Here is a 19984-nt window from a genome sequence, read left to right as displayed (position 1 = left end):
GACGGCGACGGCGTGGCCCCGGTGGATTTTCAACCGCGGCACCGTGCGCGCGCCAGCCGACTGCATTCGGGAACGGACAATGTCCTGCGCCGGGCCTGGCCGGGAAGAACGCAAGTGAGATATTCGATGGCTCGCAGATTCTGGTTCGCCGGGGCGGCGCTTGCCGCGGTTTTCGGCATTGTCGCCTATCTCGTCTTGCTGCAGCCGTCCGTCGCCGACGGGCAGGCCATGCTGCTGCCCACCGACCCCGCACCCCTCGTGGCCGTCACCGGCAGCGGCGAGCACGCCTTTTCCATCGAGATCGCCGACAATGATGCCGAGCGTTCCGCCGGCCTGATGTTCCGCCAGCACATGGCCAGCGACCACGGCATGCTGTTCGTCTTCGACGAAACCCGCCCGGTCGGCTTCTGGATGAAGAACACGCCGATGCCGCTCGACCTCGTCTTCATAGGCCAGGACGGCCGGGTGAAAGCGGTGCGCCGCGGCGAACCGTTTTCCGAAGCATTGATCGCGCCTGACGGTCCGGTGCGCTTCGTGCTTGAATTGAAGGCCGGCATGGCCGAAAAGGCCGGCATCAAGGATGGTGATGTCTTCCGCCATCCGGTCATCGGGGCCGTGCAGCCGGGCAACTAGGCGGGCCCCTTTCCAGCGGGGGCTCACCAGCGTGACGCAGTTCTTCTCCCATGACGGCTTCGAGCTGGCCTTTATCGACCGCGTGCCGCATCACGGCCAGGGCGATCCCGTCCTTCTCATCCACGGTTTTGCCTCCAGCCACATCGTCAACTGGGTCTCGCCGGGCTGGGTCAAGACGCTGACCGAAGCCGGCTATCGCGCCATCGCGCTCGACAATCGTGGCCACGGCCTGTCCACCAAGAGCTACGATCCGGCCGACTATACGCCGGAGAAGATGGCGGGCGATGCAGCGGCCCTGCTTGACCATCTCGGCATCGAGCGCGCCCATGTGATGGGCTACTCGATGGGTGCGCGGGTTTCCGCCTTCATGGCGCTGGCGACGCCGGAGAAGGTCGCCACGCTCGTTCTGGGCGGCCTGGGCATCGGAATGATCGACGGCGTCGGCGACTGGGATCCGATCGCCGAGGCGCTCATGGCGCCCGATCCGGCAGCCATCGGCCACACACGCGGAAAGATGTTTCGCGCCTTCGCCGATCAGACCAAGAGCGACCGCGAGGCGCTGGCCGCCTGCATCTCCACCTCGCGTGAGCTGCTCAGTGAGGCGGAGGTAAGCCGCATCATGCAGCCGACACTGATTGCGGTGGGCACGAAGGACGACATTGCCGGTTCGCCAGAGCAACTGGCGGCGCTGATGCCCAATGCGGTCGCCTTCGACATCGAGGGCAGGGACCACATGCTGTCGGTCGGTGACCACACCTTCAAGAAGCGGGTGCTGGAGTTTTACGCCGAGAACCCGCTGTAGAAGCGCATTTCGAGCGGAGACCGCCAATGCGAGCATCGATTTTCGCTGCGGCTTGAATCGCCGCCATGCATGTCCATTTGACACTAAGATAAGGAAAATTGGGTTCAAACATGCTAGCGTGTGGCCTATATGACGGCCAGACCCAAGGCCCGGCAGGCAACGGAGACTATCGATGACCACCAGCAACGCACCGCGCCCGGGAACGCTGCAGCCGATTGACCCGATCTGGAGTTCCGTTCGCGAGGAAGCTGCCGACGCGGTTGCGCGCGATCCGCTGCTGGCTGCCTTCCTCTACTCGACCATCCTCAACCAGGACAGCCTCGAGGATGCGGTGATCCATCGTCTGGCTGAGCGCCTTGCGCATCAGGATCTCGGCGCCGATCTCATCCGCCAGACGTTCAAAGCGATGCTGGCCGACAACCCGGACTGGGCCACGACGGTGCGGGTGGATATCCAGGCCTATTACGACCGCGATCCGGCCTGCGACCGCTTCCTGATGCCGGTCCTCTATTTCAAGGGGTTCCATGCCATCCAGACGCATAGGCTGGCGCATTGGCTATGGAACCGCGGCCGCCGCGATTTCGCGCTCTACCTCCAGAGCCGCTCTTCCTCAGTGTTCCAGACGGACATTCATCCGGCCTCGAGAATCGGCAAGGGCATCTTCATCGATCACGCCACCGGCCTGGTCGTCGGCGAGACGGCGGTGATCGAGGACGATGTCTCCATGCTGCATGGCGTGACGCTGGGCGGCACCGGCAAGGCCGGCGGCGACCGTCACCCCAAGATCCGTCACGGCGTGCTAATCGGCGCCGGCGCCAAGATCCTCGGCAATATCGAAGTGGGTCACTGCGCGAAAGTTGCCGCTGGGTCGGTGGTCCTGACGTCCGTGCCGCACAACAAGACAGTGGCCGGCGTGCCGGCCCGCGTCGTCGGCGAGACCGGCTGCGACCAGCCTTCGCGCCAGATGGATCAGTTCCTGCCCTCGCAAGCCATGGACCAGGCTGATAGTTTCGACATCTGAACCCCGGCGTTCCAGGCAGTTGCTGGCGGGCACTGCCATTTGTCCGGTGAGTTTGTTCCAAGCGCCTTTACATCGCCGTTCTTGGCGTGTCAGAAGCGCTGTTCATCGAACCACCCCGCCACCGGGAGAAGAGTGTTGAAGCCGGAAGAAATCAGAAAACTCGACGCATATTTCAAGCGGACCTTCCAGAATCCGCAGTTGCAGGTGAAGGCGCGGCCGCGCAAGAACGACTCGGCCGAGGTCTATATCGGCGACGAGTTCCTCGGCATCGTCTTCAAGGACGAGGACGACGGCGACTACAATTTCTCGATGGCTATCCTCGACATCGATCTGGGTTGATCAGATCGCAGCCGGCCGCGTCAGCGGCCGGTCTTCAGGTAGTGCGCAGCCTTGCCGCGCACGGCTGCTTCTAGTTGTGGCCAATCGGCCAGAAGCTCCCTCGGAAAGCGATAGCTGAGGCTCAGGTCGTCGCCGAGATGGATGTCGCGCTCGCAGGGAGCCAGCGATTCTTCCGCGGTCGGTCCGCTCAGGCAGCGCGCCACGAACGGGTCCTCGCCGGGCCGCGCAACGACCGCAAGCACCTCATTCATGTAGCCAGACTTCTCGCTGAAGTCGAAGAGCGTGAGCCCTCCGGGACCGGGTGTACCCGGCTGTTGTATCAGCGACCTGTAGATCGGTGCAAAGCGGCCGCCCATGTCGCGTGACATCATGCGCTGTTCGAACGACAGGAACAGGATGCGCCGCGACCCGTCGACATTGTTGAAGTCGTCGCGGGCGGCTTCCGAATAGCCTTCCATGTCCGGCCAGTGCAGGTAGAGATCGAGCCGTGCGGCCACGCCGTCGTGTCGTGACTTGTCGAAGCGGATGGCATTGGCCGGCACCGCCAGCACATTGTTGCCGATGACGATCTCGTGCAGGGTCGTGTCGTCGGTGTGGCCGCCCAGGGCGATGGACCGGCCGGCCCATTTGCCGCCGATATTGATCGCCGCCGACAGCAGCACCAGTGCGGCGAACGCATAAAACACCTTCAGCATCAAAGCGCTGTTGATCGATTTGATCGAACCGTGCGGCTGCGCTGTTGCGGCCTGCTTCATCGCGGATCTCCTGGCCGACGGCGTCCCGCCGATCGTTCGGGCGGAGACGGTGCCATCGCCGAGCGGGCTGCTGACATCAGCGACTTTGCGATTTCATGGTAAATGGCAGGTAAATATCCGGCTGTGCTGACAGAATTTGCGTGCCGTCTTGCGACTTATCCGGCTGTGCCGCTAGGCTGCCACGTCTGCGTGCAATCATGCCTTGGAGAAAAAATTGCCTCTTTACACGATCGACGGAACGAAGCCCGAATTCGAGGACGGGCACAGCAGCTGGATCGCGCCGAATGCGACGGTGATCGGCAATGTGCGGATCGGTCGCGATGTCGGTATCTGGTTCGGCGTGGTGATCCGAGGCGACAACGATCAGATCGACATCGGCGCGGGCACCAACGTTCAGGAACACACGGTCATGCATACCGATCCCGGTTTCCCGCTGACCATCGGGCGCGGCTGCACCATCGGTCATCGGGCGATGCTTCATGGCTGCAGCATTGGCGACAACAGCCTGATCGGCATGGGGGCGATCGTGCTCAACGGGGCCAGGATCGGCAGGAACTGTCTTGTCGGCGCGGGAGCGCTGGTGACCGAAGGCAAGGAGTTTCCGGACAATTCGCTGATCGTCGGCTCACCTGCGAGTGTGGTCCGGACGCTGGATGACAAGGCGGTCGAGGGATTGCGTCACTCGGCGGCGCACTACGTCGAAAATGCCGGGCGGTTCAAGGCGGGGCTGGAAGAGGTCTAGGCAGCGCCGAGACCGCCCCGCGAAAAAAAGGAGCCGACCCTGGGGAGGGTCGGCTGAAAAAAACCCGATCTTTCGGGGTGGGGAAGGTGGGGACTCGACCGGGTTTCCCTTCGTCTCGCTCGTCAGCGCACGCTCGCCACCGCGTCGGCGCGGCCGTCGTTGATCTGCATCCAGATGCCGGAGTTCCGCTCCGACTGGCGCTTCAGATAGGTGTAGTCCGTCTCGGTCCAGGCGAGCACGCGCGGCTCGAGATTGTCGAGAATGAACTCGCCGAGGCTGGTGCGCACCGTCAGTACGGCGTGGCCGTCGCCGTTGTGCTGGCGGACCACCGTCATCAGCAGGTCGCCGGCCGGCATGCCGAGCGCCATCAGGCGGCGGCGCTTTTCCAGCGCATAGTCCTCGCAGTCGCCAGCGCCGTTGTCGGGGTAGGCCCAGTATTCCTCCTGGCCATAGTTTTCCATGTCGGTGAGCGGCTGGACTTCGGTGTTGACCGTGTTGTTCACCGCCACGATCGTCGCCCACAGCTTGCGGGTGAGCTCGATCGGCGCATGCTCGGGGGTGCGCTGGTTGCATTCCTGCGGCAGGCGCTGGCAGAAATCATAGTGCCCGATCGGCTGCGTGGTGCGTCCGCCGACATGCATGAAGCGTTCGCCTGCACTTGCCTGCCCAACCAATCCGCTCAGTCCCAGCAGCGCCGCCGCAACCAGTGCGAGTCTCTTTGTTCTTGTCATTGTGGCACATCCCCGTTTGAGGCCACATTGACAGAGGCGGATTTATTCCACGCAAAAAGTGGAAGTACATCTTGAGTAAAAATGCGATGGTATTAGATCAATATTCGAATTGAATAAGAATAAAATGAAAATAAAATCGTTCTAAAATTTGATTAGAATTTTAGCGAATGCGGCTGCGAAAAGCACGGTTGGGTTGCGGGTGCCGTCGGCAATTGTCCGTGGGTGGGCTCGGGCGTATTGTGCGCACGCCAGTTCGGGCGCGGACTTCAGGTGGCTTGCGCCTCCGCTATTGTCGGCGGATGTGGATTGGCGGGGCGAGGGGGATTGGAAGCAAGGAGGAGTGCGCCATGAAGACTGACGTCCATGGAACCGATGCCTATGCAGACGACAAGCTGGCCATCAGGGCTGTGATCGCGCGGCAGTTCGGGAGCCTGAACTGGAGCGAAGGATCGCCTGCCGATTGGGATGCTTTCGCAGTCGACTTCTTTCCATCTGCCTTGCTCTATCCGGGAGCCCGCCCGGCGAAGAGCCAGACGGTGAGCGCGTTCCTGGAGCGGATGAAGAGGCTGTCGGAAACGACGCTGAGGAGATTTCGCGAAGCATTGCTGCATTGCGACATCTGCGTTTTCGGCAATGTCGCCGTGGCGGTCGCGGTTTGCGAGCAGTTCGAAGGAGGCGCGCAGCCGACCCGCAACGTGGAGATGATGCTCCTGGTCAGGAATGAGGGGGCGTGGCAGATCGTATCGCAAGCCTGGGACACGGAGAGCCCGTCCAAGCCAATTCCCGCGCAGCTTTTGTCCGCGGCCGCTCAAGCCACGCAATAGCGCCATATCGGCTCGGGCCGGATCCGTAGCGGCTCAGTTGAATTCGGCGTCGAGGGTTTCGGGTCGCTGGACCACCGCGAACTCGATCGCGATGCCGTCCTCGAAGTGGCGCACCACCTGGCCGCGCATCGTGCCGAGAATGACCTGGACGCCGAGCGCGGGCTTGACGTCGAGCTCGACCGCCGCGCCCGAGAGCGAGAGGTCGATGATGCGGCAGGCATATTGGCGCCCGTCGGCGAGCTGTAATGTGCTGATGGCCTTGCGCGGGGCGACGCGTTCGTGGCGCCGATCCTCCGGCAGGTCGAGCTCATGCTTGTTGGCCAGCCACGTCAACTGCGCGGCGAGCTTGTCGCGCTTGCGGTCCGAGGCGATGATGGTCATGGCGAAGCCGTCGGCCATTGTGCGGGTGACGACGCCTTCGATGCGGCCGAGATGATCGAGATATACGATCACCTTTTCGCCGGGGCGGCCGGTCTGGTTGCAGCGCAACGCGACATTGCCGGGCGACATGTCCATGACCTGGCAAGGATGCTCGGTGCGATCCTCCAGCATGTAGCGGCCATAGATGTTGACGCGGACGCGCTGGAAGTTGCGCTTCTCCACCGTTGACGGCGCGTGGTTGATCGCCGCTGACCTCATTGGCTGCCTCTGCTGCATACAAAAGACCTCGCGCTTCTGCGCGATCGTTTTGTGCAACACTATCGCCACATGGGTTAACAAAGGCGTAAATCGCGGATTAACGACCGGTAAACGCTTGAATGGACGAGGATTTCCGGTTGGCTAGTCCTCGAGGCCGCCCTTCAGCACCACCAGATGGCGGATGCGGCGGGCTCCCAGCATCTTGATCGAATCGGACAGCGCCTGATCGCTCGGAGCGAGGGACGGTACGGTGACCGAGGGGCGGTTTTTCAGGAACATCGGTTCGCGGTCCGGATCGATGACGCGAACCGCGTCGATCATCGCGTCGACGATCGGGTCGGCGCCCAGCCAGAATGGCTTCTGGCAGGGGCTGACGATGCCGAGCGCGCGCGGACTTTCGGTGCCGCCGTCGAGCGGCAGAAGCAGGAGTTCGAACGGGTTGGCGCGCTCGTTGGAGGAGAGGCCGTCGAAATTGACGACGACGACGGATTTGGCGTGGAAGACGCCGTGGGCGAGGCGGGCGACCAGCCGCTGGTCCTTGTCGCGCCAGAGCGACGGAAAAGAGAACCCCTTGAGTTCGCGTCCGTAGGTTGCGCAAAGGCGGGTTCCCGCCAGGCGGAAGACGGCTTCTCCGCGCGTATCCCTTTCGAGGATGAAGGTGTCGGCAAGCAGGCCCTTGATGTCGGCCGGCTCGACCTCGGTCCGCTTCGGGGCCGCACGCCCATTGCGCAGTCGGTTCCAATAATGGAACAGGTCGATCGATCCGTCTTGTTTCATGCTGCTCCGCTCCGCGCGATCAGTCGTCGAGTGTCCCACCGGCGAACAGAAAGGCGTTGTTCGGCCGTCTACATGCGTGGCGAAGCATGGTCCGTGCCAGTCTGGTTATCGGTTTGTTAACCGTCCGGATCCGTTAAGGTTAACGATTGGTTACGTTGCGTGGCCGGCGGCGCTATGGCACGCTGAAATCACTTCTTAGCGCTCGCCCGGGTGGCGATCGCCGGCACTTCAGTCAAAGGCTTTTGGGAGAGCAGGGGAACTCGACCAGGCGTCCCGGGGAAACCCTGGATGGCTTTTCTTTATGATTCGCGTTTGTTGCGGTAAGGCGGTGCATGATCCAAAGGTGGAACCCCGCATGACCAACACGCATCCCCAACCACGTGATCACGAGCAGGGAGTTCCACCCTCGCGCCGTGAACCGGTTTTCAACATGCCAGGCATCGTGCTGCTGGCGATCGGCCTGTGCGTGGGCGTCCATCTGCTGCGGGTCTACGTGCTGACGCCGGAGCAGGATTTCGCGTTGCTGGTGCGCGCGGCCTTCATCCCGGTTCGCTATTCCGGGCAATACGCCCTCGATATCTGGGCATTCACCAGCCCGTTCACCTATACCTTCCTGCACGGCAGCTTCACGCATCTGTTTGTCAATATGGTCTGGCTGGCGGCCTTCGGCTCGCCGCTCGCAAACCGGTTGGGTGCCGCGCGCTTTGCCCTATTCTGGGCGGTGTCGGGTGCGGCTGCGGCCGGCCTGCACTACAGCCTCCACATGAATGACCCGTCGCCGCTGATCGGCGCTTCCGGGGCGATCGCGGGCATGATGGGGGCTGCGGCCCGCTTCGGATTCCTCATCGACCGGTCGTCGGGGCAGGCGGCCTTTTCGGGCGCGCCATTGCCTGTGTCCATGGTTTTCCGCTCGCGCACGGTCATGACGTTCCTGATCGTCTGGATGGTGATCAACTTCGTCACCGGCATAGTCGGCTTCGCGCCGGGCGTCTCGGACCGCATCGCCTGGGAGGCCCATGTCGGCGGCTTTTTCCTAGGCTTCTTTGGCATCCAGTTCTTTGACCGCAGGGGGTATTCGACAGCGGCTTAGGGAGTGAGGTTGTCGGGCCTCCGGCCATGCTTCGGGCTTGAAATGATCGGCCTTGCGGCGCACGATGACGCTTGCGAAACGAGGCTCTTACGGGCCGTTTCGGACTACAAGCATGAGGAGGCCGCCATGACGGTGAAGGCAATTCTCGAAGCGAAGGGCCACAATGTCTTTACGGCCGGTCCCAACGAGAAGCTGGCGGATGCCATCAAGCTCCTGGCCGAGCACCGGGTCGGTGCGCTCGTCATCACCAATGGCGACCAGCAGATCGTCGGCATCCTGTCCGAGCGCGATATCGTGCGCGTTCTTGCCAGGGAGGGCGCTGCGGCGCTCGACCAGGCCGTGCGGATGGTGATGACCCCGAAGGTCAACATCTGCAACGAGAATCATACGGTCCACGAGATCATGGAGATCATGACGAAGGGTCGCTTCCGCCACCTGCCGGTCGAAAAGGACGGTCGCCTCGACGGCATCGTCTCCATCGGCGACGTGGTCAAGCGCCGGATCGAGGACGCAGAGCGCGAGGCCGAGGAAATCAAGGCATACATAGCCACGGCCTGATGCCGAAAGGCGTCCGCCGACCCGAAAGCCGGGCCGGCGAAACCAGTATCATATCTTATCTGTTGTTCTGCTCGGCGCGGACCAACTGCAGCCCGTGGCGAGTGATGCGATAGGGGCCGCCATTGGAAGAAGCGATGGCCCTTTTCCGCTTCAGCTTGCGAAACATCTTGAGATCGAAGTCGGTGTAAGCCCAACCCTCACGGGTAAGGCACCATATCTGTTCGATCCGCTTGTTTTCGTCCTTTTCGAGTTCGATACGCCCGCCTTGCGCAAGCAGATGGAGGATGCGCTGTTCGTTGCGCGAAATGTTCATCTCGGAAAATCCCGGAAAACCTGGCCTTGCGGCCAATACAGATGGTCGCGCCTGCAACAGGTGCGGCGCGAGGCTGCTTAGGTTTTCTCGCCCTGCCTTCGTGAGAAGGTCAGGGCCTCACCGGGACTCAGAGTATTTAGACATCAAAGCTCCATAGGACGCGGATCCTATAGCGTGATCATCCGCGCAGTGCCAGCACGGGCTTTGTGCTTGTCTCGCAGCCCGGTTTGCACTAGCGAAGCGGATAACGATTTGTACGCGACAGGATATGAAACGTATCCTGGCTCATCGATAACGACGACAGGCCGGACATGACCATCATCGACACCCGCACGCCAGACCCGAAACGCCTGATCCCCGGCGCAACCGGCGATTGGGAAGTGATTATCGGCATGGAAGTTCATGCGCAGGTGACGTCGAACGCCAAGCTGTTCTCCGGCGCTTCGACCTCGTTCGGCGCGGCCCCCAACGCCAATGTCAGCCTCGTCGACGCGGCGATGCCCGGCATGCTGCCGGTCATCAACGAGGAGTGCGTCAAGCAGGCGATCCGCACCGGCCTCGGCCTCAAGGCCCAGATCAACCTCAAGTCCGTCTTCGACCGGAAGAACTATTTTTACCCGGACCTCCCGCAGGGCTACCAGATTTCGCAGTTCAAGCAGCCGATCGTCGGCGAGGGTATCGTGATCGTCTCGGTCGGCCCGGACAAGAAGGGCGAGTTCGAGGACATCGAGGTCGGCATCGAGCGGCTGCATCTGGAGCAGGACGCCGGCAAGTCGATGCACGACCAGCACCCGACCATGTCCTATGTCGACCTCAATCGCTCCGGCGTGGCGCTGATGGAGATAGTGTCGAAGCCCGACCTGCGCTCGTCCGACGAGGCCAAAGCCTATCTGACCAAGCTGCGCACCATCGTGCGCTATCTCGGCACCTGCGACGGCAACATGGACGAGGGCTCCATGCGCGCCGACGTCAACGTTTCGGTGCGGCGCCCGGGCGAGCCTTTCGGCACGCGCTGCGAGATCAAGAACGTCAACTCGATCCGCTTCGTCGGCCAGGCCATCGAATACGAGGCACGCCGACAGATCGCGATTCTTGAGGATGGCGGTTCGATCGATCAGGAAACGCGCCTGTTCGACCCCAACAAGGGCGAAACGCGCTCCATGCGCTCGAAGGAAGAGGCGCACGACTACCGTTATTTCCCCGATCCGGACCTGCTGCCGCTGGAGTTCGACCAGGCTTATGTCGACGCGCTGGCGAAGGATCTGCCGGAGCTTCCGGACGACAAGAAGCAGCGCCTGATCGACGCGATCGGCCTTTCGACCTACGACGCCTCCATCCTCGTCTCCGAAAAGGCCGTTGCCGACTATTTCGAGAAGGTTGCGGCCGGCCGCGACGGCAAGGCGGCGGCCAACTGGGTCATCAACGACCTGCTGGGCGCTTTGAACAAGGCCGGTAAGTCCATTGAAAATGCGCCGGTTTCGCCCGACCAGCTGGGTGTTGTCATCGACCTGATCAAGGAAGGCACCATTTCCGGCAAGATCGCCAAGGACCTGTTCGAGATCGTCTGGAACGAGGGCGGGAACCCGCGCGAGCTCGTCGAGAGCCGCGGCATGAAGCAGGTCACCGACACCGGCGCCATCGAGAAGGCCGTCGACGACGTGATCGCCGCCAATCCTGACAAGGCCGAGCAGGCGCGCGCCAAGCCCAGCATGGCCGGCTGGTTCGTCGGCCAGGTCATGAAGGCCACCGGCGGCAAGGCCAATCCGCAGGCGGTCAACGAACTGGTCAAGGCCAAGCTCGAGATCGTCGAGTAACGATGTTTGTCCGTTCCGCGAGCGAACGCGACCTGGCGGCTATCCGTGCGCTGCTGGTCGAGACATGGCACGCGACCTATGACGACATCTATGGCGAGCGACGGGTAACCGAGATCACCGACGAGTGGCACTCGATCCCGTTGCTGAAAGCCAATCTGGCTCAGCCGCGTTCGGAGTTTCTCGTCGCCGATGACGGCAAGACGCTCGGCGGCGTCGCCTATGCCACGGCGAGCGAGGACGGAAAGACCGTCACGCTCAAGCGCCTCTATGTGCGGCCGGCATTCCAGCGCTCCGGCATCGGCACAGCGCTCTTGTCGGAGATCGAGGAGTCTTTTCCGGGGGCCGAGAGGCTGCGTCTCGAGGTCGTCGTCGACAATCATCGGGCTGTGGCCTTCTACAAGGCCAGCGGCTTTGCCGTCCTCGATGGAGAGGCAGGCAAGGCCGTGCATGCATCCGGCCTGGCCATATACAACTGCGAGAAACGCATCGGGTAGGGCGCGCATGGCCGACGTAAGCGAAGTGCTCATCCGGCCGGCGCGCCGTACCGACATCCCTGCAATCGCGGCCTTGTTCGCGGCCGATGCGCTCGGCGGCCATAGCGACACGACGGATGCCGAGGCGCTGCCGCTCTACGAAAAGGCTTTCGATACGATCGCCGCAAGCCCCAATGACGAACTGTACGTGGCCGAACTGGACGGAGAAGTCGTCGGAACGTTCCAGACGACGCTGATCGTCAGCATGACCGGCAGAGGGGCTGCGACGCTGCGAATCGAGGCCGTGCAGACGCGCGAGGACATGCGTGGCCGCGGCATCGGCGCGCGCATGATCAAGCAAGCGATCGCGCAAGGGGCCGCCGCCGGCGCGCGCACCATCCACCTGACCTCGAACCTCAAGCGCACCGACGCCCATCGCTTCTACATGCGGCTCGGCTTCGAGCAGAGCCATGCGGGCTTCAAGCTGAAGCTTTAGCGACTTCTTCGAGGGCGGGGTCAACGGCTTCGCCAATGGTACCAGCGTGGTACAAAAAGCCCACAAATGTCCCTAAACCCTTGCCATCAGGCCCCGTGAGCGCCATAAGGCATCCAGTTGATCGACGCGCTTCGGCCGCGAGGAATCCGATGAAGAAGTTCTTGCTGCAGTTTTTTACCTGGTGGAATGGGCAGACGCTCGGAACCCGTTTCCATACCTGGCGTCACGGCACCGAGGTGGGCCGCGACGAGTGGGGTAACATCTATTACGAGGGCGGCACCGATTCCGAAGGCCGCACCCGCCGCTGGGTCATCTACAAGGACATCGCCGAGGCGTCCAAGATCCCGGCCGGCTGGCACGGCTGGATGCATCACCGCGTCGACACGCCTCCGTCCAAGGAAGACTATCAGCCGCGTGCCTGGCAGAAGCCGCACCAGTCGAACCTCACCGGCACGTCGGCCGCATACCGCCCGAAGGGTTCGGTGCTGGGCACCGGCCACCGGCCCGTGGTTACCGGCGACTACGACGCCTGGACGCCCGGCGCGTGATCCGCGCGCCGGCGGAGGTGTTTTCTCGCCACATTTTGCGGTTACCGCTTGTTGATTGATGGGGCGACATGCCTTGGCGGACCAAATCTGTCCGAGGCGCAACTTCCGGTATTTTTCACATGACGATTTTCGGTCGGATTTCGCTGGGCAAACGGGCTGCAACCGTCTGGGCGGCGTCGGCCGTGGCGTTTGCCGCGCTCATGTCCCCTGCAAGTGCGGAGCGCATCAGCAGCCCGGTCGCGGAGTTTGCCGGCATCGACAAGATCACGGGCCGCATCATCACCTTCGACGTCTATGTCGACGAGACGGTCCAGTTCGGCGCGCTGCAGGTCACGCCGCGCGTATGCTATTCGCGGCCGGACGGCGAGGAGCCGCAGACCGATTCCTTCGTCGAGGTCGACGAAATCACGCTGGATCGGAAAATCCGCCGCATCTTCACTGGCTGGATGTTCGCTGAAAGCCCCGGTCTCAATGCGGTCGAGCATGCCATCTATGACGTCTGGCTGAAGGGCTGCAAGGCCAAGTCCGACGTGCCGGCGCCGGAAGCGTCAAAGACCAACTGAGCAATCCGTCAGCGACGCTGGGCTGCATACAGCTTCGGAATTCGTGCGTCGTGATCCTCAGGGATAGAAGCTCGCCTCGCCCTGAAGGGCTTCCTCCAGAATCTTCTCGTACTTGGCGCGCGGCACGTCGATCGCGCCGAAGCGCTTCAGGTGGTCGGTGGTGAACTGGGTGTCGAGAAGCGCGAAACCGCGTTCATTGAGCCGTTCGACCAGCCGCACGAGGCAGGCCTTTGACGAATCGGTTTCCCTGGAAAACATGCTCTCGCCGAAGAAGACCCGGCCAAGGCTGACGCCATAGAGGCCGCCGACGAGCCGGCCGTCGCGCCAGGCTTCCACCGAATGGCAATGCCCAAGCTCGAACAGGCGGATGTAGGCTTCGCGGATCGGCCCGTTGATCCAGGTGGTCTCGCGTTCGACACGCGCTTCTGCGCAGCCGTCGATCACGCCGGCGAAATCGGTGTCGATGAGAATGTCGAAGAGGTGCTGGCGCATCGTCTTGCGCAGGCTTTTCGGCACGTGGAACGTGTCGAGCGGGATGATGCCGCGCGTCTCCGGGCGCACCCAGAAGACTTCCGGGTCGTTGGCGTTCTCGGCCATGGGGAAGACGCCCGACGCATAGGCCTTGAGCAGCAGCTCGGGCGGAATGCGGTAGCCTGGGGCGAAAGGGCGGCTCATCGATCGGCACCCGCGTCATCGGCGCCCGCGGGGCGGGCGCCGTGATGATGTTTCGGCCTGTCGGTCCTGCGCATGTTCTGTGCCCGAACGGTCGGTCCGGGCCGATTATACGCTATTCCGTGGCGGCAAGGTGTTTTTCCAGCCAATGAATATCGTAGTCGCCATTGGCGATATCGATATTGCCGACCAGTTCGCGGAACAGCGGCAACGTCGTCTTGATGCCGTCCACCACGAATTCGTCGAGCGCGCGGCGCAGACGCATCATGCATTCCACGCGGTTGCGGCCGTGCACGATCAGCTTGCCGATCAGGCTGTCGTAGTAGGGCGGGATGCGATAGCCGGAATAGACGCCGGAATCGACACGGATGCCAAGGCCGCCGGGCGTGTGGAAATGCGTGATCGTGCCGGGCGAGGGCGCGAAGGTGCGCGGGTCTTCCGCATTGATGCGGCACTCGATCGCATGGCCCTGGAAGCGGATGTCTTCCTGCCTCACCGACAGGCCACCGCCGGATGCGACGCGGATCTGCTCATGCACGAGATCGATGCCGGTTATCGCTTCGGTCACCGGATGCTCGACCTGAAGGCGGGTGTTCATCTCGATGAAGTAGAACTCCCCGTTCTCGTAAAGGAACTCCACCGTGCCGGCGCCGGAATAGCCGAGATCGGCCACAGCCTTGGCGCAGATCTCGCCGATGCGGGTGCGCTCCTCCTCGTTGAGGGCGGGGGAGTTGGCCTCTTCCCAGACCTTCTGGTGGCGGCGCTGCAGCGAGCAGTCGCGCTCGCCGAGGTGGACACCCTTGCCGGCGCCGTCACCAAACACCTGGATCTCGATGTGGCGCGGCTTCTCGAGATACTTCTCGATGTAGACGGCATCGTCGCCGAAGGCTGCCCCCGCTTCCGAGCGTGCCGTGTGCAGGGCCTCGACCAGGTCGGCTTCGCTGCGGGCCACCTTCATGCCGCGGCCGCCGCCGCCGGCGGAAGCCTTGATGATGACCGGATAGCCGATCTCGGCAGCGACTCGCTTGGCCTCGGTCTCGTCGGAGATCGCTCCGTCAGAGCCAGGCACCACCGGAATGCCGAGGCGCTTGGCCGTGCGCTTGGCTTCGATCTTGTCGCCCATGGTGCGGATATGGTCGCCCGAAGGGCCGATGAAGGTGATGTTGTGGGCCGCCAGTATGTCGGAGAACTTGGCGTTCTCGGCCAGGAAGCCGTAGCCCGGATGCACGGCGTCGGCGCCGGTGATCTCGCAGGCCGCAACGATCTGGTGGATGTTGAGATAGCTGTCGCGCGACGGCGGCGGGCCGATGCATACGCTTTCGTCGGCCAGGCGCACATGCATGGCGTCGGAATCTGCGGTCGAGTGCACGACGACGGTCTTGATGCCAAGTTCCTTGGCGGCACGCAGGACCCGGAGGGCGATTTCGCCGCGATTGGCGATGAGTATCTTCTGGAACATCCCGGACCTATTCGATGACGACCAGCGGCATGCCGTATTCCACCGGCTGCGCGTCCTCGATCAGGATAGCCTTGATCGTGCCGGAGCGCGGCGAGGGGATCTGGTTCATCGTCTTCATGGCTTCGATGATCAGCAGCGTCTGGCCTTCCTTGACCGTCTGGCCGACTTCGATGAACGGCGCGGCGCCGGGAGCGGGCGACAGATAGGCGGTGCCGACCATGGGCGAGGGCACTGCGTTCTTGGACAGGTCGGCGGCCGGGGCTGCCGGAGCTGCGGTCTGCGGCGCAGCGGCCGGTGCCGGCAGGGCGGCATGGGAAGCCGGGGCGGCGATGGCATGCACCGCCGGCGCATGGCGCGAGACGCGCAGCTTCAGGTCGCCGAGCTCGACCTCGATCTCGGTCAGGTTGGTGTCGTTCAGGATGCCCGCCAGATCGCGGATCAGCTGCTGGTCAACACCGGTCTTTTTTATCGACATATTGGAGCCTTCTCTTTTGGACCGGCCGCTCAGAGGCGGTCGGCGAGCGCCTTGAGCGCCAGTGTGTAGCCGAGTGGGCCGAAACCGCAGATCATCCCGACCGCGACCGGCGCGATCATGGAGACGTGGCGGAACGGCTCACGTGCATGGATGTTGGAAAGATGCACTTCCGCCACCGGCAGCGAAACCGCGCGGATGGCGTCGTGGATGGCGATGGATGTATGCGTGTAGGCGCCGGCGTTGATGACGATGCCGGCGGCCTTGTCGCCGGCTTCCTGGATCCAGTCGACCAGATCGCCTTCATGGTTGGACTGGCGGAACTCGATGGCGAGACCGAGTTCGGCGCCGGCCTTGCGGCAGTCATCCTCGATGGCAGACAGGGTCATGCCGCCATAGATGCCGGGTTCGCGCTTGCCCAGCGCGTTGAGATTTGGGCCGTTCAAAACGTAGACCGTTTTCAATATATGGACCTTTCCCCGCGCCGATTGCCAACCGACACGCCGCAATCTCTATAATTGTCTTGAACGGCTGCGAAAAGACCGCAAGGGCGTTCTTGTCCACAAGCGCGCGCTTTTCCTGGCCGTTGCCCCTCGCTCAAGGCCAAAATCAGCAGCCTGCGTCGAGGCAGGCCTTGGCGTCGGTGATTTTCTCGGCCAGCGCGTCCTTGCCGAGCGCGCCGAACACCACCTCGTTGCCGACCACATAGGAGGGCGTTCCGCTAATCGAAAGCTTGTTGGCAAGGTCGTATGTTTCGGCGAACGCCTGCTTGATGGCGGGGTTCTTCATCTCCTCGCGCAGCTTCGCCTCGTCCACGCCCAGCGACAATGCGATCTTGATCGCTGCGGCCTCATCGGCGTGACCCTTGCCGCCGAGGAGCTGGTTGTGGAACTCGGCGTACTTTTCCGGCTCAAGCGCGCGGAACGCCATGGAGACGACATGGGCCTTCTGCGAATCGGGTCCGAGGATCGGGAACTCCTTCAACACGAAGCGCAGGTCCGGATCGGCCTTGGTGAGTGCCAGCATGTCTTGCTGTGCCCGTTTGCAGTAGCCGCAATTGTAATCGTAGAACTCGACGATGGTGACCTTGCCGTTGGGGTTTCCGACGACGCCGTCATAGGCCGAGTGGAAGATTTCGGATTTGGCCTCCTTGATCACCGACAGATGCGCAACGCGCTGCTCTTCCTGCTTCTTTTCCTCCAGTGCCTGCTGGACGTCGTACAGGATTTCGGGGTTGGCAAGCAGGTATTCGCGCACGATGGTCTCTACTTCCTTGCGGTCGAGGTGGCCGGCAGCAGCCGTCGTGGCGATCTGCGAAACCGTCATGGAATCGGTTGCCGGCGTGCGGCCCGCCTGGAAGCCAGCGGCCAGCATCGCGCCTGCGATTGCGATTCCGGTGGTGCCCAATAGAACTGCCTTGTTCATGATATCTATCCTTGCCTGAATTCTGGTGCCTACTGGGTGGGCGCGTGGCGTGGGAGTGTTCGCCGAGTCGCCATTCCATAGCAGGAGTTTGGCTTCCGAGAGGCAAAAACGCCTTGTGCCGGGTAAAAAGTTGCCTGCCGCGCGGTGCCGGCGATCACTTCTTCTTGGGTTGCTTGAAGTTGATGATGTCCTGTGCACGCACCCAGCCTGGAGCGCCCGGCTTGAATTTCTGTTGCGCCCGGGCGGCGAAGATCTTCGCATCCTGGTATTCGCCGGCGTAGTAGTGGCCTTCGGCGGTCGCCAGTTCGGCTTCCGCGATGTCCCCGAGCTGTCCGTAGGCCTGCGCCAGATAGCGATAGGCCTCCGCATTCTCAGGGTCCTTGTCCAGGCCCTGGCGGATCTGTGTGATGGCCTTTTTCGCCGCATCCGGCGTACCCACGGCCAGCAGCGCCTGGCCGTATGACACGGGAAGGATTCCGGACTTGACCGGGTCGAGGCGCACGGCCGTCGCAAAGGCCTCTGCCGCCTGGGCCGGCTGGTTGGCCTTCATCAGCACATCGCCGCGCAGTTCGTAGAAATAGGGGTTCTTGGGCTGCTGCTTGATCAGCGCGTCGACCTTGGACACGGCCGAGCGCGGGTTGCCGTAGAGGTTTGTTGCCATGGCGTCGGCATATTGCGCCGCCAGCCCGCGCGGATCCTTGCGGAACAGGCGCGATGCCCCGGCCTGGCCGTCGGTGTAGACGGCGATCTTGGCGCGCATCATGTCGTGGCGCAGCTGCAGTTCGGGCGAGTCCTTGCGGTCGAAATACGCGCTGCTGGTCGCCAGTTGCTGGAGGTTGGCGATGCGGTCCTGCGGTGTCGGGTGGCTGATCTGATAGGGGTCGACCCGCGCGCCGGAGAGCGAGAGAGCGCTCTGGAACCGCTTGAACGTGGTCAGCATTCCCTTGGCGGACTGGCCGGTCGCCTGGAGATAGCTGATCGCGGAGCGGTCGGCCGTCGCCTCTTCGGTGCGCTGGTAGCCCAGCAGGCCGCGCCGCGCCATCTCGCCGCCGCCGATGGCGATGCCGCCGCCGGCCCGAGCCAATTCGCCCGAATTGGTCGCAGCCCCGGCCACGACCGCGCCCGCGCCGAGCAGCGTCGACACGATTGCCATGGTCTGCGCCCGCTCAAGCTGCTCGCGCAGCCGCTGCTGGTGGCCGCCGGCGATGTGGCCGGCCTCGTGGGCGATGACGCCGATGATCTCGTTTGGCGTTTCGGACTGGAGCAGGGCGCCGGTGTTGATGAACATGCGCCGCCCGATCACGAAGGCATTGAAGCTGCGGTCGTTCACCAGGATGATATCGATGCCCGACTTGAGGCCGGCGGCCTTGAAGATCGGCCTGGCATAGTCTCGCACCAGCGCCTCGATCTCCGCATCGCGCACGACCGAGACCCCGCTTTGCGCAAAAGCCGTCGCAGACGCTGTGACCGTAAGGGCTGCGGCCAGGGAAACGGCTACGATGGAACGGGTGGTTTTCGAAACCAGTGCGGAGAAAAACTCTGATTGCATAGTGAAACCACCGGTAGACGAGCAAAGGGAAGATGAAAAGCGTGGTAACAAATCTTCGTGAACTTGTGATCCCCATATCATTCGGGCATTTGTGCGGCATTGCCAAAGGCGGCAAGCTGAGACGGGTGTGAAAGAAATGGTGGTTGCGCTTTCCAAACGCGGTGATGTCGAGCCGTTCCACGCGATGGACGTTCTGGCCGAGGCAAATCGGCTGAAGGCGCTTGGCGTGCCGGTCATCTCGATGGCGGTCGGCCAGCCTTCCGATCCTGCCCCGGCGGCAGTCCGCGAGGCGGCGGCGCGCGCGCTGCGCGACGGCCGCATCGGCTATACCGACGCGCTCGGGGTCCCCGCGTTGCGGGAGGCGATCGCCGCTCACTATGCGGAGCATTATGGCGTCGAGGTTTCGCCGGGGCGGATCGCGGTAGCCACCGGGTCGTCGGCCGCCTTCAACCTGGCGTTCCTGGCGATGTTCGATCCGGGCGACAGCGTGGCGGTCGTGGCGCCGGGCTATCCGGCCTACCGGAACATCATGGGCGCGCTGGGCATCGACGTGGTCGAGATCGAGATGGAGGACACTCCCTATCTCACCGCCGACCATCTGGAAGCCGCGCACAAGCGCAAGCCGCTGAAGGGCGTGCTGTTTGCCAGCCCGGCCAACCCCACCGGCGCCATTATCCCCGAAAAGGAGTTGGCCGAGCTGATCGCGAGGGCGGAAAATCTCGGCATTTCAGTGATTTCCGACGAGATCTACCACCGGCTTTCCTATGCCGGGCCCGACGTCACGGCGCTCTCGCTCGGCAAGGATGTGACCGTCATCAACTCCTTCTCGAAATACTACTGCATGACCGGCTGGCGCATCGGCTGGATGGTGCTGCCCGAAAAGCTGATACGGCCGATCGAGCGCATCCAGCAGAGCCTCTACATCTCCGCGCCGGAGCTTTCGCAGGTGGCGGCGGTCGAGGCGTTCAAGGCGACGCAGGAACTGGAAGCTGTGAAGGCACGCTATGCTTGGAACCGCGCGCTCCTGATGCAGCGGCTGCCGGAACTCGGCTTCGCGCTTGCTGCGCCCATGGATGGCGCCTTCTACGCCTTTTGCGATGTCTCGCGGCTCACCAACGACAGCATGGAATTCGCCCGGCGCATGCTCGCCGAGGCCCATGTGGCGGGGACGCCTGGGCGCGACTTCGACATGCAGTCGGGCCACCGTTTCATGCGCCTGTCCTATGCCGGCAGCCACGACGGCATGGTCGAGGCGGTCGCGCGCATCGAACGCTGGCTAAAGTAGGGGG

Annotated in this window: 25 protein-coding genes; 14 read left to right on the top strand and 11 right to left on the bottom strand. The window is 63.1% G+C overall.

Annotation, left to right across the window (positions count from 1 at the left end; genetic code table 11):
- The first annotated feature begins 126 nt into the window (after positions 1–126).
- From ABLE85_RS14185 to ABLE85_RS14170, 4 genes are all read left to right on the top strand, one after another.
- Positions 127–633 (top strand): DUF192 domain-containing protein, encoded by a 507-nt coding sequence (locus ABLE85_RS14185; protein ID WP_348793376.1) that lies wholly within the window; start codon positions 127–129, stop codon positions 631–633.
- Positions 634–664: 31 nt separating this feature from the next.
- Positions 665–1435, top strand: a complete 771-nt coding sequence (locus tag ABLE85_RS14180) for an alpha/beta hydrolase (protein ID WP_348793375.1) — start codon at positions 665–667, stop codon at positions 1433–1435.
- A 172-nt stretch (positions 1436–1607) separates the two neighbouring features.
- Positions 1608–2456 (top strand): serine O-acetyltransferase, encoded by an 849-nt coding sequence (gene cysE, locus ABLE85_RS14175; RefSeq protein WP_348793374.1) that lies wholly within the window; start codon positions 1608–1610, stop codon positions 2454–2456.
- Positions 2457–2591: 135 nt separating this feature from the next.
- Positions 2592–2795: a DUF3126 family protein gene (locus ABLE85_RS14170; protein ID WP_019170404.1), complete on the top strand. Its 204-nt coding sequence runs from the start codon at positions 2592–2594 to the stop codon at positions 2793–2795.
- Positions 2796–2815: 20 nt separating this feature from the next.
- On the opposite strand, the gene ABLE85_RS14165 is transcribed toward ABLE85_RS14170, so the two are convergent.
- Complete coding sequence (locus ABLE85_RS14165; RefSeq protein ID WP_348793373.1) at positions 2816–3550, bottom strand: hypothetical protein; 735 nt, start codon at positions 3548–3550, stop codon at positions 2816–2818.
- Between the two features lie 214 nt (positions 3551–3764).
- Here ABLE85_RS14165 and ABLE85_RS14160 point away from each other — a divergent pair, with 214 nt between their 5' ends.
- Entirely contained in the window at positions 3765–4292 is a 528-nt protein-coding gene (locus ABLE85_RS14160; RefSeq protein WP_348793372.1) for a gamma carbonic anhydrase family protein, read from the top strand.
- 122 nt (positions 4293–4414) lie between these two features.
- Here the strand turns inward: ABLE85_RS14160 and ABLE85_RS14155 are convergent, their stop codons facing one another.
- Entirely contained in the window at positions 4415–5023 is a 609-nt protein-coding gene (locus ABLE85_RS14155) for a transglutaminase-like cysteine peptidase (protein ID WP_348793371.1), read from the bottom strand.
- A 347-nt stretch (positions 5024–5370) separates the two neighbouring features.
- On the opposite strand from ABLE85_RS14155, the gene ABLE85_RS14150 reads away from it, so the two are divergent.
- Positions 5371–5847 (top strand): hypothetical protein, encoded by a 477-nt coding sequence (locus tag ABLE85_RS14150; protein ID WP_348793370.1) that lies wholly within the window; start codon positions 5371–5373, stop codon positions 5845–5847.
- 33 nt (positions 5848–5880) lie between these two features.
- On the opposite strand, the gene ABLE85_RS14145 is transcribed toward ABLE85_RS14150, so the two are convergent.
- Both ABLE85_RS14145 and ABLE85_RS14140 read right to left on the bottom strand, forming a co-directional pair.
- Complete coding sequence (locus ABLE85_RS14145; protein ID WP_348793369.1) at positions 5881–6486, bottom strand: PilZ domain-containing protein; 606 nt, start codon at positions 6484–6486, stop codon at positions 5881–5883.
- A 141-nt stretch (positions 6487–6627) separates the two neighbouring features.
- A complete protein-coding gene (locus ABLE85_RS14140; protein WP_348793368.1) occupies positions 6628–7263 on the bottom strand; it encodes a PAS domain-containing protein in 636 nt (211 codons plus the stop codon).
- A 355-nt stretch (positions 7264–7618) separates the two neighbouring features.
- On the opposite strand from ABLE85_RS14140, the gene ABLE85_RS14135 reads away from it, so the two are divergent.
- Positions 7619–8353 (top strand): rhomboid family intramembrane serine protease, encoded by a 735-nt coding sequence (locus ABLE85_RS14135; protein ID WP_348793367.1) that lies wholly within the window; start codon positions 7619–7621, stop codon positions 8351–8353.
- Between the two features lie 126 nt (positions 8354–8479).
- Positions 8480–8911: a CBS domain-containing protein gene (locus tag ABLE85_RS14130; RefSeq protein WP_348793366.1), complete on the top strand. Its 432-nt coding sequence runs from the start codon at positions 8480–8482 to the stop codon at positions 8909–8911.
- Between the two features lie 55 nt (positions 8912–8966).
- Here ABLE85_RS14130 and ABLE85_RS14125 read toward each other — a convergent pair whose 3' ends face one another.
- Positions 8967–9224: a YjhX family toxin gene (locus tag ABLE85_RS14125; RefSeq protein ID WP_348793365.1), complete on the bottom strand. Its 258-nt coding sequence runs from the start codon at positions 9222–9224 to the stop codon at positions 8967–8969.
- A 311-nt stretch (positions 9225–9535) separates the two neighbouring features.
- On the opposite strand from ABLE85_RS14125, the gene gatB reads away from it, so the two are divergent.
- The 5 genes from gatB to ABLE85_RS14100 all read left to right on the top strand — a co-directional run bounded on the left by gatB (position 9536) and on the right by ABLE85_RS14100 (position 13118).
- Entirely contained in the window at positions 9536–11038 is a 1503-nt protein-coding gene (gene gatB / locus ABLE85_RS14120) for an Asp-tRNA(Asn)/Glu-tRNA(Gln) amidotransferase subunit GatB (protein WP_348793364.1), read from the top strand.
- Positions 11039–11040: 2 nt separating this feature from the next.
- On the top strand, positions 11041–11532 hold the full coding sequence (locus ABLE85_RS14115) for a GNAT family N-acetyltransferase (protein ID WP_348793363.1): 492 nt from the start codon (positions 11041–11043) through the stop codon (positions 11530–11532).
- 7 nt (positions 11533–11539) lie between these two features.
- Positions 11540–12007 (top strand): GNAT family N-acetyltransferase, encoded by a 468-nt coding sequence (locus ABLE85_RS14110; protein ID WP_348793362.1) that lies wholly within the window; start codon positions 11540–11542, stop codon positions 12005–12007.
- Between the two features lie 149 nt (positions 12008–12156).
- Positions 12157–12555, top strand: coding sequence for an NADH:ubiquinone oxidoreductase subunit NDUFA12 (locus ABLE85_RS14105; RefSeq protein ID WP_348793361.1), 399 nt, complete (start codon positions 12157–12159; stop codon positions 12553–12555).
- Between the two features lie 119 nt (positions 12556–12674).
- Complete coding sequence (locus ABLE85_RS14100) at positions 12675–13118, top strand: DUF2155 domain-containing protein (RefSeq protein ID WP_348793360.1); 444 nt, start codon at positions 12675–12677, stop codon at positions 13116–13118.
- A gap of 57 nt (positions 13119–13175) precedes the next feature.
- Here the strand turns inward: ABLE85_RS14100 and aat are convergent, their stop codons facing one another.
- The 6 genes from aat to ABLE85_RS14070 all read right to left on the bottom strand — a co-directional run bounded on the left by aat (position 13176) and on the right by ABLE85_RS14070 (position 18695).
- Positions 13176–13793, bottom strand: a complete 618-nt coding sequence (gene aat / locus ABLE85_RS14095; RefSeq protein WP_348793359.1) for a leucyl/phenylalanyl-tRNA--protein transferase — start codon at positions 13791–13793, stop codon at positions 13176–13178.
- A gap of 112 nt (positions 13794–13905) precedes the next feature.
- On the bottom strand, positions 13906–15249 hold the full coding sequence (accC, locus tag ABLE85_RS14090; RefSeq protein WP_348793358.1) for an acetyl-CoA carboxylase biotin carboxylase subunit: 1344 nt from the start codon (positions 15247–15249) through the stop codon (positions 13906–13908).
- A gap of 7 nt (positions 15250–15256) precedes the next feature.
- On the bottom strand, positions 15257–15724 hold the full coding sequence (gene accB, locus ABLE85_RS14085; protein WP_348793357.1) for an acetyl-CoA carboxylase biotin carboxyl carrier protein: 468 nt from the start codon (positions 15722–15724) through the stop codon (positions 15257–15259).
- Between the two features lie 29 nt (positions 15725–15753).
- A complete protein-coding gene (gene aroQ, locus ABLE85_RS14080; RefSeq protein ID WP_348793356.1) occupies positions 15754–16185 on the bottom strand; it encodes a type II 3-dehydroquinate dehydratase in 432 nt (143 codons plus the stop codon).
- Between the two features lie 145 nt (positions 16186–16330).
- A complete protein-coding gene (locus tag ABLE85_RS14075; RefSeq protein WP_348793355.1) occupies positions 16331–17146 on the bottom strand; it encodes a DsbA family protein in 816 nt (271 codons plus the stop codon).
- A 154-nt stretch (positions 17147–17300) separates the two neighbouring features.
- Positions 17301–18695, bottom strand: a complete 1395-nt coding sequence (locus ABLE85_RS14070) for a M48 family metalloprotease (RefSeq protein ID WP_348793354.1) — start codon at positions 18693–18695, stop codon at positions 17301–17303.
- A 136-nt stretch (positions 18696–18831) separates the two neighbouring features.
- On the opposite strand from ABLE85_RS14070, the gene ABLE85_RS14065 reads away from it, so the two are divergent.
- The gene (locus tag ABLE85_RS14065) at positions 18832–19980 is read left to right on the top strand and encodes an aminotransferase class I/II-fold pyridoxal phosphate-dependent enzyme (protein WP_348793511.1); all 1149 of its coding nucleotides are present in this window, start codon (positions 18832–18834) and stop codon (positions 19978–19980) included.
- The last annotated feature ends 4 nt before the right edge of the window (positions 19981–19984 follow it).

This window comes from Mesorhizobium sp. KR1-2, assembly GCF_040045035.1.
GTDB lineage: Bacteria > Pseudomonadota > Alphaproteobacteria > Rhizobiales > Rhizobiaceae > Pseudaminobacter.
This window is presented reverse-complemented; position numbering and strand designations above follow the sequence as displayed.